A 12,796-nucleotide genomic window follows, 5' to 3' on the forward strand; every position below is an offset into this window, starting at 1 on the left:
GGGGCGAGGCTGGGCGAGGCTCCCGCCGAGCCAATGCCATCGAAGAGAAGCTCCGCAGGAGCGTCGCTCCACCGTCGTTAATTAACTGAGGAGTTGAGAACAGCGCCAGATTTGCTTTGACTGTGCTTCGCTCCGGTTTTAGTAATTCCGCACATTCAACCCTCGGTTCGGTTGGTTTGTGCTTTTCAATGCTCCTAACTCTCAGCCAAGAAAGGTTCTCATGAAGACAAAACAGTCGTCGTTGACCGCCGCAAGCTTGATTTGCGCTGGATGTCTTTTGGGACTCGGAAATCTCGCCTCAAACGTCGCGTTGGCCGCGACGCCGCCGGATGACGGCAAGCTTCGAATCATCTGCTTTGGCGCGCACCCGGACGACTGTGAAATTCAAGCCAGCGGCGCCGCCACGATGTGGGCGGCCAAAGGGCACCATGTCAAATTTGTCTCCGTCACCAACGGCGACATTGGCCATTGGCGGGAAGCGGGCGGGCCGTTGGCCCTTCGACGCAAGGCGGAAGTTGAAGCCGCCGCCAAAATTCTGGGCATCACCACCGAGGTCCTTGACATCCACGATGGAGAACTCCTCCCCACGCTGGAGTATCGCCGGATGATTACGCGGTTGATCCGCGAGTGGCGGGCCGACATCGTCATGGGGCCGCGGCCCAACGATTATCATCCGGACCATCGTTACACCGGCGTCCTGGTCCAGGATGCGGCTTACATGGTCACCGTGCCCTTCATAGTTCCGGACCTTCCGCCGCTGAAGAACAACCCGGTCTTCCTCTATTATCCCGACCGGTTCCAGAAACCGAATCCGTTTCAACCGGACATCGTCATTTCGATCGATTCGGTAATCGAGAAGAAGCTCGATGCCATAGGCGTGATCGTGTCCCAATTCTATGAAGGCGGGGCGAACGGCGGACCTCACCTCATGCCGACGGAGCCGGCCAAACAGAAAGAGCGGCACAAACAGGTGCGCGACCAATTCGCCAACCGCAGCCGTGGCATCGCGGACCGCTTTCGCAGCCAGCTCATCGAATGGTACGGCAAGGAGCAGGGCCAGAAAGTCCGATACGCCGAGGCCTACGAAGTTTGCGAATACGGAAGTCAGGCCAACAAACAAACTTTGAAGAAGCTGTTCCCGTTCTTCGATTAGAACTTGATCGTGAACTGCCCCGCGACGAGTTGCTCGCCTTGCTGGAGCGGCCCGTTTTGATGGCTGTAGCTGTATTGGAGTTTGGCTTGAAGGTGCCGGTCGAAGCGGTAGCCCGCCGCGGCTTCGATGCGCCAGATGTCCCGATCCCACCGCTGGCTCCCGCCGGCGCCGTCGGGCACTTTGTCGAAGAACTGTTGATTCCAGCGCCCGGCCAAGAACACACGCGGAGTCAGTTTGTATCGAGCCTCAATGTAGTAAGCGAGTGTAGCCGCGTCGCCGACATTCGGAACCTCGAATCGCGAAGCAAAGACCTCCGCCCAGATTTGCCAGTGGCGCCGGGCGTAACTGATGTCGTGACCGACGGTAGTCTGTTTGAATTTATCCTTGATGGGACCGCCGGCAAACAGCGGCTCATCGGGAGGCAGTAAATACGGGCCGTGACTGAACGAAGCGCCCACGCTCCAGGCCGCGTTGGGCCGATACCCGACCCTCCCGCTGACCAGAGGCGATTCCCAGGGATGCGTTGTGGCGTCCCAGGCGTAAGGCCGGGAGGAGAGGGCGACATTCTTCACTTCAAAAGCATACTCGTATTTCTCGATGCGCCCGAAGATCGATCCGCCGCTGGCATACGAAGGCCCCCAGATCACCGGCACCCAGGTGCGTTTGTCGTCGAACTTTTTGCGCCGCGCCAGAAAAGCCGCGGGATTGGCGGGCGCGACGTGGTCGGTGATGATCAGAACATTCTCGTAGGGCAAAGGAGCGTTCATGAACGGGTTGTTCCATGAGTCGTGGCGCGGGACCCAGTTCCCGACGACCGTGGCGAATTTGCCGAACTGAAAATTGAGCCGTGAATCCTCGAAAGGCGTGTAGCGCAAAAATACTCGTCGAAACGAAAGTCCCCGTCCTCCCGCGAGCCGGGATCGAAACCGCGATCGTAGCGCGCCTGGACCAACGTGTAGAAGTGCGGGCCGAATTGCGTGTCCAGGAAGAGTGACAGCCGCGGGCTGAAGAAAGCGTCGTCGTCGCTGAAGATCAGGCCGGGCGGTTGTTGGTCGATGTAATACAGCTCCAGATCGAGTGGGGAGAGGATTGAGGAGAGGGGCATGCCCATGAAGACGGCCCTCTTTCCCCTGAACGTGACGGTAGGGCGAGCCTGTCCCCAGCGAGCCGGTCTGGACGTGTTCCACTCACGTCGAGCGGCTCGCCGGAACGGATTCGCCCTACCGGGAGCGGAGCTATGCTCGGCTCGCTGGTGGCAAATTCCCCTCCTGGGAGGGGTGCAGGGGTGGGTTGAGCGTCAGTCCACGTCGATCGGTTCATATCTCAGTTTGGGGAGAACGAATTTGCAGTAATTTGTAGGCCTGAACGCGCGCCGAGAATCCTTTCAATTCCAACTCCGGCAACGCCTCCGTGACCGCGAGATCCTTCAACCGCTGGCAAGTCGTCTCATCGATGACCACTTCCATTCGCCCGGCTTTGCCGCACAGACGAGAGGCCAGGTTCACCCGCTCGCCGAGCACGGTATAGTTCAATCGGTCGCTCGACCCCATGTTGCCCGCCAGCGCCGGGCCGGACGCGACGCCGATGCCGATATTGATTTGGTATTTGGACGTTTCATTGAGCCGCTCGCGCTCCCGAATCATGTCCAGAGCGCAACGCGCGGCATTCAGCGAGTCGTTGCCGGAACTCTTCGGCGCGCCAAAGAACGCCATGATCAAGTCTCCGACAAATTTGTCCACGATGCCCTTGTGCTCGTACACCACGCGAGTCAGCGGCGTGTTTCGTTGAACGACTGGGTCAAGCGGCCGATTTCATCGCGGCTGCGCACCGGCACCTTGATGCCGAAATTGCCGCGCTGGATTTCCGAGGTGCCTTTGACCAGATCCTCAATGGGCGTGGAAAAGCCGTGCGAAAGAAGGAGGCTAAACGCGATCGCCCCCACCAGTCCCATGAATCCGAAAAAGACAAAAAAAGACAATTCTTCCCCGCAGGTCCCGGGCGGATTCGAGAACCTTGTTCATGGAAATCAAAGCCACCAAATACGCGGTCGGAAAACGCGGATCGGGGTTCAAAGCCTGATAGAAGACGCCGTGGAGGTCGTCATCAATCATCTCGGTCAGGTCTTGCGCCGCCGTCTCCGGAAGTTTCATTCGTTCACCAATCCGCTGGGCCAGCCGGGGCCGAAGGGTTTCCGGGATGGCCTCCGAGTAAACCTGGTTTTCAAAGAGGATGCCCGCTTTGAATTTGTGTTCGCCTTCCTCCTTTCGGCCCAGCTCCGGCATAGGATATCCCAACACGAGCGCTCCCAGGATCTCGTCCGTCTGTGTGTCCACCACCTGCGTAACCACGGTCTGCTGGAGCTGCGAGGCTCCGGAGGGCGATTCCGTCGTCACGAACCCAACCAGTTGATCCGACACGTTTGTGATCGCCTGACCGACCCGATTCAGCCGCTGCGTCAGATTTTGCTGGCGCGTGAACGCTATCAATTCCGGGAAAGAGGAGGGAGGCGGGATCACCATGCCTCGCGCATTCAGGAAAAGGTAAAAGGTCGCATAAACGGCGTTGGTGTCCACAATCGGGCCCGGGATCATGGCGCGCGTTTGCAGCTCTGCCTTGGCGATTCGATACAGTTGCTCGCTGTCTCCTGTTTCTGCCTCCTGCAGCGCGAGCTGAACGCGAGAGGAACGCACCAACAGGGCGGCGTTCCGTTTGATGCCGTCCACGACTTTCTCCTGCTTCTCCGTGAAAGCCTGCGTCTGGCCTTGGAACAGTTTTGAAAAAAACTCTTTGAAAGTTTCCTGGTTTTTCTGTTGCGAGACGTAAAGGGTCGCGCCGGTCACTCCCACCACCAACAGCAGCATCGCCAGCAAGAGCTTGAGCCTGAAGCTGAGCGTGGGAATCATGGCGCCGGGCCGATGCGAACGATGACCGCTCACTTCCTGGGGAAATCCACCTGAAGCGTGGCGCCTTCCTTTAGCTCCACCGGCTGTTCCCAGGTAGTTTTTTCGTTCACCCAGGCTTTGAGCGTGTACTTCCCGTCCGGGATGTTCTTCAATTCAAGACGGTACTTGCCACTGGGCTCGGTTGTTTTGAAGTGGGGCGTGTCGAGCACGACGATATATGCCCGCATGTGCTCGTGAATCTCGCAACCCACCCGGACCACGCCCGCTTTGTCAAACACCACGGAGGGAGTCGATTCGCCTTTGCGATATCGTCCTACGTCGAACTCCTTCGTCTTCGAGTACGAAAACACGTGATGGTAGTCATCGTCCTGATTGGGAAACACGATTTTGGAGCCTTTTTGAACCGCCAGCGTTCCCGGCATGAACTGATAATCCTTCTGAACCATTTCCGGCGTGGCTGAGGAACTCGAACTTTGCGCGGGGAACGTTCCTTCCAGATAAACGACCGCAACCGGCGGCGACGGGGCCGCGGACCGTGCCTGCCGTTTGCTGGTATCGCGCCGCAGCCGCGGCCGGCGCTTTGGCGGGCGGCAATTTCACCGTGCCTTCGATCACAATGTCTGCGTGAAGCGAACTGGCGAGTGAAGCCGCCACCAAAAAGGGGAGCACGGAGGAAACCGCGATTCTGAGGTCGATCATAGCGCAATGCGGCGTTTCAATGGGCATGGGCGCAACTCTGTCCACTCATTCGAGAGCGTTGACGACAGTATATTCCGGCGGTCGCGCAGACCAAGCAGATTTACCGCAGCAATTCTGCCCATGAACCGGCGCGCCGGTCTCCGACCCGGCACGCATCGGGTGCGGGTTGAGAATCGCGCCGGACCGGAGATCGGCGCTCCGAGGTTCACGGGCGGAATTATTGGTTTTGCCGTTCCGACCGACTTTCCACCCACCCGCGCAAGCGGTAGTAGAGCCAGCCAATCCACTCGTGCAGGTACAGGTCAAAATGGTGAAAGCCAGGTGTTTTTGGAAACGGGCTCCAGCGCTTCTGGTTTTGCAGTGTGGCAAGCCCCACAAAATCGCAAGCGACCGGCTCAACCGGAATTCCCAGTTTCACGAACAAGCCGGCCGCGCGCTTCATGTGGTAAGCCGACGTGACCAGCAGCACGCGTTTCCACTGCCGTTCCCGGGCCATCGCCGCGACCTGGACCGCCTCTTCGCGAGTGTTGGCGCAATTGCGCAAGGGAAAGACGTTGGTCCCGGTCACACCCAGGCTGGCGAGCCACGCCTTCATGACTTCGCCTTCGCTCCATGGATTGCCCGGCGGCAATCGCGACCTGCCGCCGCCACCACCAAGGATCAGAACTTCCGCGTGCTTTCGCTTGAACAACTCGACAGCCGCCAGGATCCGATCCGCCGGTTCGCCAACATCAAAGCCCAGCGGATCGCCGTTCGAGGCGTTGAGCGTGCCACCCAGCATGACCACGGCGTCGCAAGGCGGAAGGTTCGTCAGGTTCTGCGTGGCGTAAGGTCGCTCCAGTGAGGCCAGCAATCGCGCCGGAACGCGCGTCGAGCCGATAACGGATATGGCACTGGCAATCGCTCCACAAAAAACCGCCTCGCGCCATTTACGGCTGCGGAACATCCAGAGCGTTGCCAGCACATGAAGCAGCCAGAGAAATCCGAGGGGCTGGAGAAGGGGCTCCCAAAACGATGTCATGCGCGCCCAGTCTAGTTTCCAGACGGGAAAACACGATTCGAAAATCCGTTGGAATTGGATTTTGCCCTGAAGTCGGGTTAGAGCGTGTCCGAAAATTGCGCGGGGTCGTGCGGCGAGGGATTTTGTATCTGTTTAGCGTTGGTAGGGACGGATTCCACTCCGTCCCTGACTAATCCTTGAGGGCGTCTCTTGAAGGGACAGACGGACAACGGAAAAACCAGGAGCCTCCGTTGATCCATCCTCTCTTCCTGGGCGGCGGTCTGGCTCACGGCTTGATTTGGGACGGAGTGGAATCCGTCCCTACCACGCTAAACACGTACGGGATGTTGTTTGGAACACGCTCTTTGGAGCCGCGCGCGGGATCCTACTCGAAAATCCCGTCCAGAAGCTCGAACACTGCCTGTGGTCGGGAGTTCGCCTGCACGGAAATGGACGCGGCAGGACGCGTCAAAATGTGATGCCGGAGAAACTCAGTGACTTCCTCGGCTTGATCCGCGTCGAAAATGGGTGGGAACGTCGAGGCCAGTCGATTGGTGCTGCGCGGCGAAATGGCCAATTCGTCGTTCTCGGAAGGAGGTTGCGGGGCGTCGGGATTGCCTTTCCGATTCAGCTTGGACTGGACAGAAGTTCCAGGGTTGGCGCCGGCGCCGGTCTGCGGGTTCGTCTGGATGACCATAATGTCGTGTTACGGCTGCTACTGAGTTCTTCGGCGGGGTCACTGCTGATTGATCCACGCACAGTTTCCACTCGCCCGGCTTCGTTGAGCAACATGAATGCCAGGCGCTCGTTGCGGCAGAATCGGGGCATTTCCAGGGTGTTTTCGCGACGTCGAACCGCAAGCCGCATTGCACCCGGAAAAAACCTCTCGGCAAATCTTTCCGCCAAGCCGCACTCGGCCGATGAACCCAATCCCAGGAGAGAAGCTTTTCTCCCAAGCAAAACTTCATGCATTGAACCCCTGATCCGCTTCCTTAACCAACGCGATTGGTACCCCCGCCCAGAATTGAACTGGGATCCGCGGTTTAGGAAACCGCTGCTCTATCCATTTGAGCTACGGGAGCATTTACCTTGTAAAAATTGGCTGAAATGCCTGTTTTCAACGTGCGTTGTCGCGAACAGATTTGACAGTGTGCAACATATGTGCAACGCTAACACGCATGAAACCTACCCCGTCACGCAAGGCCAAACAAGGGGATTCATGGCCTCGCAAAGTCCAACCCGGCCGAGCTATCGTCAACGTCTATCGGCGCAAGACGCCGAGCGGGAACTTCGCCTTCATGGTCGCAAACTACGCCGACGGTGACCGCCGCCGCTTTGACTCCTACGCGAGTGAAGCCGACGCATTGGAAGCAGCGGAAAAGCTGGCCCGGCGCCTTGATTCACGCGATTACGTGGCGGCCAGCATGACGCGCGATCAGGCGCTCGAATACGCCAACGCAGTTGCACGCCTCAAACCCTTCAACGTCACCGTGGACGCTGCGACCGCGACCGTGGCCCAATGCCTAAAGACCGTTGGCGACTTGGCGAACCTTCACGCTGCGGCGAAGTTCTACGCCGCTCGCCACAAGCAAACGATCAAGAAGCCAGTGGCTGAGGTCGTGGCCGAACTTCTCAAGATCAAGGCAGCCCGGGGCGCGAGTGAACGCTACATGCGAGATTTGACGGGACGGCTGGAACGCTTCGCCGACGATTGCGGGAAGGACTCGTGCAGCGTCACAACAGCGGACATTCAGGACTGGCTCGACGGCCAGAAACTCGGCCCGCAGAGTTACAGGAACTTTCGCACGGTGTTGCACACCTTGTTCAGGTTCGCCGTGGCGCGCGGGTACGCGGTGGACAATCCCGTTGAAGGTGTCGAGCGCGTCAAAGTCAACGGTGGCGACGTGGAGATTTTCACGCCGTCAGAGATCACCCGGCTTCTGGAGGCGGCCCACGAGAACTTTTCCGACTTCCTGCCGTGCCTCGCCATTGGCGCATTCGCGGGACTTCGAAGCGCCGAGATCGAGCGGTTGGAATGGAGTGACATCCACCTGGCGGAGCGGTTCATCGTGGTCAGCGCGAGCAAGGCCAAGACCGCCACCCGCCGCATTGTCCCGATACATGACAACCTGGCGGCATGGCTTGCGCCCTACGCGGACAGACAAGGAAAGGTCTGGTCCGACGGTCCAGACCAGTTTTTCAAGTGTCAGGCAGCGGTTGCCGCGGCAACCGCAGTTGAAGCGGACCCTGCACGCGGCGTGCCAGCTCAACAGGCGGTGGAGTGGAAAGCGAATGCACTCCGCCACTCTTACGCCAGTTATCGGTTCGCGCAGATCGGCGACGCGGGCCGCGTGGCCGGCGAACTGGGCAACAGCGCCGCCGTTGTGCATAAGCACTATCGCGAGCTGGTGAAACCAGCGGACGCCGAGAAATGGTTTTCGACGCGGCCCGAACAGCCGGGCAATGTTCTGACTCTGCCGACGGCCGTAAACGCTGGCCAACCGAGATGACATGAAAAACCGCAAAATGGAAAAGCGCCGCCCCGCTACGAACAAAGGCGACGCTCAAGGAAAAGCAACGGCCCCGAACGTATCGAGCGCCACACGCGCCGTCAACCCTGCCGATTCGAATGTCACAGCGGCAAGCGAAGCCGATTCGCAAGCCGTGCTCCGACAACTCACGCTCGCGAGACGTTACTGGCTGGAGACAGTTCATCGCTTCATTGCGGGACGCAAACTCAGTGGCCCAGAACTCGCGGTAGCGGATCATGCATGGAATCGTCTGCGCGACGCCGTTTGGAACGCGGAAGAGTGGAATCGTATTCTCGCCAATGGTTCGCCCGGCACTCCGATTCCCGACGACGAAATACTGAACCTGGAAGCGCCGGAATTCGCCCGTCCCGACGCGGCTTCACGTGAAGGTTTGGAACCTGGGCAACTCGCTGCTCTCGCCGCAGCGTTAATGCCAAAGAAATACGGAAAGCTCTCACGCGATCAGGCCGTGCGCGAGGCCCATGAACTGCTGGTTTCCGCTGAACGTTACATCAGCGGCTTGCCGAAAAACGCCCCCAGTGTTTTCGAGCGGTCGCGTCCATCGGCGCACGGGACCGTCAGAATCTCCGAGATCGAGGAATCGCAAGAGTCGGGCGGCCTGCCGTTGCTTTACAAACTCACCAAGCGGACTGACAAAGAGAATCGCGCGATGACTATACCGTTAAGCCGGGATGCAATTGTGAAAGCCGTTCATGACTACCTTGAAGGAATGCGCCTGCCGAAAAACGACATGGACTCTCATTTGAAACAGGGCCGCGTGACTGTCGCTGACTTGTGCGCCTTGCGATGGAAGCGGTTCAGGAGCCAAGCTGAGAAGCAGATGAACAGGGCGGAAACAGGGAAAGCGAAGGCCCAAATGACGCGCGCCGAGAACAAGCGCAAAGCGGAGGAAGCTCGAAAACCAGCGTCGGCGGCCAGCACTCAGGTTTATGCAGGCATTCCCGAAGTCAAAGCCGACATTCTCGACCCCAAGCGGCGCACCGCCTCAAAGCCCACGCGACATTGAGTCTTTGTCGGTTAGGCCGGCTGCAATGCCGGCAACGGCTGAATGTCGCGCTCGACGCGATCCTGGCACTCCAGGCGCACGACTTCCAAATCGTAATCCGCCTGAATGCCCATCCACATTTCGGGCGACACGTTGAACAGCCGCCCTAGCTTGAGCGCCATTTCCGCGCTGACACTCCGCTTGCCCCGGCAAATTTCACTGATGGCAATGGGGGTTGCGCCAATGGCCTTTGCCACGGCATACGCAGACAAGCCGAGCGGCTTCATAAAATCCTCGCGCAACACGTCACCCGGATGCACCGGCGCCAATCTGTCTTTTGCTTTTCTCATATCGTTAGTGATAGTCCACGATTTCAACCTGCTCGGCATCGCCCTTGCGCCACTGAAAGCAGATTCGCCATCGGTCATTGATGCGAATGCTGTGCTGGCCCTTGCGATCCCCTTTGAGGGCTTCGAGCCGGTTTCCCGGCGGCATCCGTAAGTCATCGAGCGTTCGGGCGCGATGCAGGTACTCGAGCTTGCGCCGCGCCGTGTTCTGAATGTCCGGCGGAAAGCGCCGCGAACGAATCCCGCGAAAAATCTGTTCGGTTTCGGCACAAGCGAAACTCCTAATCACCGGAGAACATTACCGCGTCCCGGTAATAGGGTCAAGGAAGGCCGCGTTGAGTCGCGTTGAGGTGCGTCAACGTGAAAACGCGCAGTGCGAAAACCACAGATCGGCAAAAAAGCGCAAGGAATTTTGCGGCAGTCCCAACCCCCGACTCCGGCTCCCCGGTTGCCGACTGCGGCATCAGGATTGCCGACTGCGGCGATTGCTGTGCCGACTGACCGCCGCGCGAAGAACCAAAAACGAGCGCGTATCATTCGAAGCATGAAAAAGGCAACGCAGATGCAAGTGGCCGACACGTGCCGCGCAACGAAATTCTGTCCGCCGTCCAAAACTCTCTCGGTTGTGCCTGGCATCTGCATGGCCCATCAGCACCCACACCCGCCCCGAAGTGGCCAAAGCTAAATGAAGAGCAACGCGCGGCGATCGTACGCGACGGCCCCGCGCTGGTGGATCTTTGGGAGCTTTCGCCCGTGCGGCTCGAAGACAATGAGCAGCACACCGAGCAAATCATTGACCGACTATTCCCGGGCAACCCCCTCTTGTGTTGTGGCAAATCGAGCCATGAATTCTCGACGCGACCGCGCGAGGAATGGCGCGGTGAATTGAGCAAGCTGCAATTGATCGTGCCGAGTCCCATGAGGACCCGCACCGGCAAGACCAAGGACGGCCGCGAGTCCGCGCACACCTTGCACAATACCGGCCCGCGAAGGTTTTTGGTTTGCGAATTTGACGGCGGGACCGTGGATGAACATGCCGCGCTCTTGCTCCATTTGGCCCGCTACGCGCCGCTGGTGTGTGTTGTGCACAGCGGTGGCAAGAGTCTTCATGGGTGGTTTTTGGTTGCCGGTCAGCCGGACGAAAAGGTTCTCCGCTTTTTTCGCTATGCCGTTTCGGTTGGCGCCGATCCTACCACATGGACGCGCTCACAATTTGTGCGGATGCCGGACGGCACACGGGACAACAACGGCAGGCGCCAGACTGTCTATTTCTTAAACTTCAAGCCGCTGGAGGGAAGACCATGAATTCGACGCTCGCCGAATATGGGATCTGCGATGTACCTGAAATCGACGCGGAAACAAAACCAGGCCCGCCAAAAGCTCGATTGCTGAGTGAACTGGTTCACCCACAGCACGACAAAAGCCCCGACGAACTTTTGCGTCATCGGTTTTTGCGTCGTGGCGGCGGGGCGCTGCTCTGTGGGCCTACCGGGATCGGGAAAAGCTCATTCGCCATACAATGCGCAATTTGTTGGGCGCTGGGCAAAGATTGTTTCGGCATTCAAGCGGCGCGCCCGCTCAAATCACTTCTGATCCAGGCCGAAAATGATGACGGCGACTTGGCCGAGATGCGCGATGGTGTGATTGAGGGGCTTGGGTTGATTGGCAATGAAGCCAAAGCCGCCTGTGCCAACCTTCTCGTTGTGCGCGAAGATTCAAGGACGGGGTTTGATTTCTTTCTGTCTGTAGTTAAACCGTTGTTAAGCGAACACCGGCCCCGACCTTCTGTGGATTGACCCCGCCCTTGCGTATCTGGGCGCTGAAGCTGGAGCACAAAGGGATGTGACTGCGTTTCTTCGCAACTACCTCAACCCGCTGCTTCGCGAATTTAATTGCGCCGGTGTAATCGTTCACCACACCAACAAGCCGTCCAGTGGAAAGGAGAAGCCGAATTGGAGCGGCAACGACTTCGCGTATCTCGGCAGTGGAAGCATTGAATGGGCGAACTGGGCGCGGGCGATCCTGGCATTACGCGGACTCGGCTCACATGAAATCTTTGAACTTCGAGCCGCCAAACGTGGCCCGCGCCTCGGTTGGAAAAACGACGATGGTTCAACCTGCTATGCCAAGCTGATCGGCCACGCCAAAGAGCCGGGAGTCATTTGCTGGCGCGAAGTTAGCCCCGACGAAATCGAGACAGGCGGAAGACCAAAGTCCTATGACCCGGACGAAATCTTGGCCTTGCTTCCCCCCGAAGGACTCCCCACGGGAAAATGGGCAAAGCTGGCAGCGGACGAATGCGGGGTGTCAAAGTCAACATTCCATCGCGAGCGCCGTTCGCTTGAGAAGGCCGGCCGTATCCTGAAATCCAAGCAATCCGGCAAATGGCAGCCGATCCAAAAGCAATGAAGTGTCAGAAGTGTCGAAAGTGCCAAAACCGCCTTATGGCACCAGTAGTGTCAGAAGTGTCAGCCCCTTTAAGGGGCGACACTGACACTGACACCTCGGAGACACAGCATGAGTGTCAAAAGGAAGGAAGTCGGTCAAGATAGCGGACGGCCAGAATCCACTGCGCCATTTGGTGGCAGGTTCTTCGCGGGCACGACCTGTTGCTTCGGTCCGAAGGTGCGTGTCAGCGGCGCCGGAGGCGCGGGAACGGTTGCTTTTGCTTCCGTGACGCCAGTCAGCGCCAGCGCCACCTTCGTGGCGCTGGCGGTCAGGCTGATGATATTTTCGAGCGCCTGTTTCCGTCGGCCGGCTTTGGTGAATTTCGCAAAGCAGGCCAATCGTTCCTTGAGAAGAAGCGGCCCAATACAGTCCTGAACATGGAGGAGCAACGCGATGCCGGCCGCTCGTGCGGTTCCATCTCGCTCAGCTTTGCGCCCGGCCTCAGCAAGTTGCGCGATCTCCACCCAGTCGAACGCCGTTTTCAAACCGAAGCTGCGAATGGCCGCCTGCGTTTCCCGCCCCCGCCTACGCGTCTCGGGCCGAACGAACGCGTGCGGCGGCGATGTCACCCTGGGTGATTATTCGAGAACGCGGCCTATTGTCTCCGGCACGGGATTCAGATTGGCGGGCCTTTGCCGACACTCTGAGCGCAGGCTTTGTGTTCGGTGTGTCGGGGTGCCGGTGTATCGGGGTAGGAGGCGCAATTCAC

Annotated in this window: 17 protein-coding genes and 1 tRNA gene; 6 read left to right on the forward strand and 12 right to left on the reverse strand. The window is 58.8% G+C overall.

Features of this window, described 5'->3' with window-relative positions:
• Nucleotides 1–220: 220 nt before the first annotated feature.
• Nucleotides 221–1,153, forward strand: coding sequence for a PIG-L family deacetylase (locus FJ398_19485; protein MBM3840104.1), 933 nt, complete (start codon nt 221–223; stop codon nt 1,151–1,153).
• Here FJ398_19485 and FJ398_19490 read toward each other — a convergent pair.
• The 9 genes from FJ398_19490 to FJ398_19530 all read right to left on the reverse strand — a co-directional run bounded on the left by FJ398_19490 (nt 1,150) and on the right by FJ398_19530 (nt 6,837).
• Nucleotides 1,150–1,920 (reverse strand): hypothetical protein, encoded by a 771-nt coding sequence (locus FJ398_19490; protein ID MBM3840105.1) that lies wholly within the window; start codon nt 1,918–1,920, stop codon nt 1,150–1,152. The genes FJ398_19485 and FJ398_19490 overlap by 4 nt on opposite strands.
• The gene (locus tag FJ398_19495) at nt 1,917–2,264 is read right to left on the reverse strand and encodes a hypothetical protein (protein MBM3840106.1); all 348 of its coding nucleotides are present in this window, start codon (nt 2,262–2,264) and stop codon (nt 1,917–1,919) included. The genes FJ398_19490 and FJ398_19495 overlap by 4 nt, the downstream gene beginning before the upstream one ends.
• A 205-nt stretch (nt 2,265–2,469) precedes the next feature.
• Nucleotides 2,470–2,925, reverse strand: coding sequence for an adenylate/guanylate cyclase domain-containing protein (locus tag FJ398_19500; GenBank protein ID MBM3840107.1), 456 nt, complete (start codon nt 2,923–2,925; stop codon nt 2,470–2,472).
• Nucleotides 2,922–3,104 carry a HAMP domain-containing protein gene (locus tag FJ398_19505; protein MBM3840108.1) on the reverse strand — a complete coding sequence of 61 codons (183 nt, stop codon included), beginning with the start codon at nt 3,102–3,104 and terminating at the stop codon, nt 2,922–2,924. The genes FJ398_19500 and FJ398_19505 overlap by 4 nt, the downstream gene beginning before the upstream one ends.
• Nucleotides 3,076–4,056 carry a hypothetical protein gene (locus FJ398_19510; GenBank protein ID MBM3840109.1) on the reverse strand — a complete coding sequence of 327 codons (981 nt, stop codon included), beginning with the start codon at nt 4,054–4,056 and terminating at the stop codon, nt 3,076–3,078. The genes FJ398_19505 and FJ398_19510 overlap by 29 nt, the downstream gene beginning before the upstream one ends.
• Nucleotides 4,057–4,085: 29 nt before the next feature.
• The gene (locus tag FJ398_19515) at nt 4,086–4,502 is read right to left on the reverse strand and encodes a hypothetical protein (protein MBM3840110.1); all 417 of its coding nucleotides are present in this window, start codon (nt 4,500–4,502) and stop codon (nt 4,086–4,088) included.
• Nucleotides 4,503–4,972: 470 nt separating this feature from the next.
• A complete protein-coding gene (locus FJ398_19520) occupies nt 4,973–5,776 on the reverse strand; it encodes a YdcF family protein (GenBank protein MBM3840111.1) in 804 nt (267 codons plus the stop codon).
• 364 nt (nt 5,777–6,140) lie between these two features.
• Nucleotides 6,141–6,452 carry a hypothetical protein gene (locus FJ398_19525; protein ID MBM3840112.1) on the reverse strand — a complete coding sequence of 104 codons (312 nt, stop codon included), beginning with the start codon at nt 6,450–6,452 and terminating at the stop codon, nt 6,141–6,143.
• A 309-nt stretch (nt 6,453–6,761) separates the two neighbouring features.
• Nucleotides 6,762–6,837, reverse strand: a tRNA-Arg gene (locus FJ398_19530).
• A 96-nt stretch (nt 6,838–6,933) separates the two neighbouring features.
• Between FJ398_19530 and FJ398_19535 the strand changes: the two genes are divergently transcribed.
• Together FJ398_19535 and FJ398_19540 are read left to right on the forward strand one after the other, a co-directional pair.
• Complete coding sequence (locus tag FJ398_19535) at nt 6,934–8,265, forward strand: site-specific integrase (GenBank protein MBM3840113.1); 1,332 nt, start codon at nt 6,934–6,936, stop codon at nt 8,263–8,265.
• 1 nt (nt 8,266) lies between these two features.
• Nucleotides 8,267–9,313 (forward strand): hypothetical protein, encoded by a 1,047-nt coding sequence (locus tag FJ398_19540; protein ID MBM3840114.1) that lies wholly within the window; start codon nt 8,267–8,269, stop codon nt 9,311–9,313.
• A gap of 11 nt (nt 9,314–9,324) precedes the next feature.
• Here the strand turns inward: FJ398_19540 and FJ398_19545 are convergent, their stop codons facing one another.
• Together FJ398_19545 and FJ398_19550 are read right to left on the reverse strand one after the other, a co-directional pair.
• Nucleotides 9,325–9,642, reverse strand: a complete 318-nt coding sequence (locus tag FJ398_19545) for a HigA family addiction module antidote protein (GenBank protein MBM3840115.1) — start codon at nt 9,640–9,642, stop codon at nt 9,325–9,327.
• A 4-nt stretch (nt 9,643–9,646) separates the two neighbouring features.
• Nucleotides 9,647–9,928 (reverse strand): type II toxin-antitoxin system RelE/ParE family toxin, encoded by a 282-nt coding sequence (locus FJ398_19550; protein MBM3840116.1) that lies wholly within the window; start codon nt 9,926–9,928, stop codon nt 9,647–9,649.
• A 290-nt stretch (nt 9,929–10,218) separates the two neighbouring features.
• On the opposite strand from FJ398_19550, the gene FJ398_19555 reads away from it, so the two are divergent.
• From FJ398_19555 to FJ398_19565, 3 genes are read left to right on the forward strand one after another with little or no spacing between them, the layout of a single operon-like run.
• Nucleotides 10,219–10,944 (forward strand): hypothetical protein, encoded by a 726-nt coding sequence (locus tag FJ398_19555; GenBank protein MBM3840117.1) that lies wholly within the window; start codon nt 10,219–10,221, stop codon nt 10,942–10,944.
• Entirely contained in the window at nt 10,836–11,435 is a 600-nt protein-coding gene (locus tag FJ398_19560) for a hypothetical protein (protein ID MBM3840118.1), read from the forward strand. The genes FJ398_19555 and FJ398_19560 overlap by 109 nt, the downstream gene beginning before the upstream one ends.
• A gap of 46 nt (nt 11,436–11,481) precedes the next feature.
• Complete coding sequence (locus FJ398_19565; protein MBM3840119.1) at nt 11,482–12,048, forward strand: hypothetical protein; 567 nt, start codon at nt 11,482–11,484, stop codon at nt 12,046–12,048.
• A 134-nt stretch (nt 12,049–12,182) separates the two neighbouring features.
• On the opposite strand, the gene FJ398_19570 is transcribed toward FJ398_19565, so the two are convergent.
• Nucleotides 12,183–12,572, reverse strand: coding sequence for a hypothetical protein (locus FJ398_19570; protein MBM3840120.1), 390 nt, complete (start codon nt 12,570–12,572; stop codon nt 12,183–12,185).
• Between the last annotated feature and the right edge of the window lie 224 nt (nt 12,573–12,796).

The organism is Verrucomicrobiota bacterium (assembly GCA_016871535.1).
In the GTDB taxonomy this organism is placed as follows: Bacteria; Verrucomicrobiota; Verrucomicrobiia; order Limisphaerales; family SIBE01; genus VHCZ01.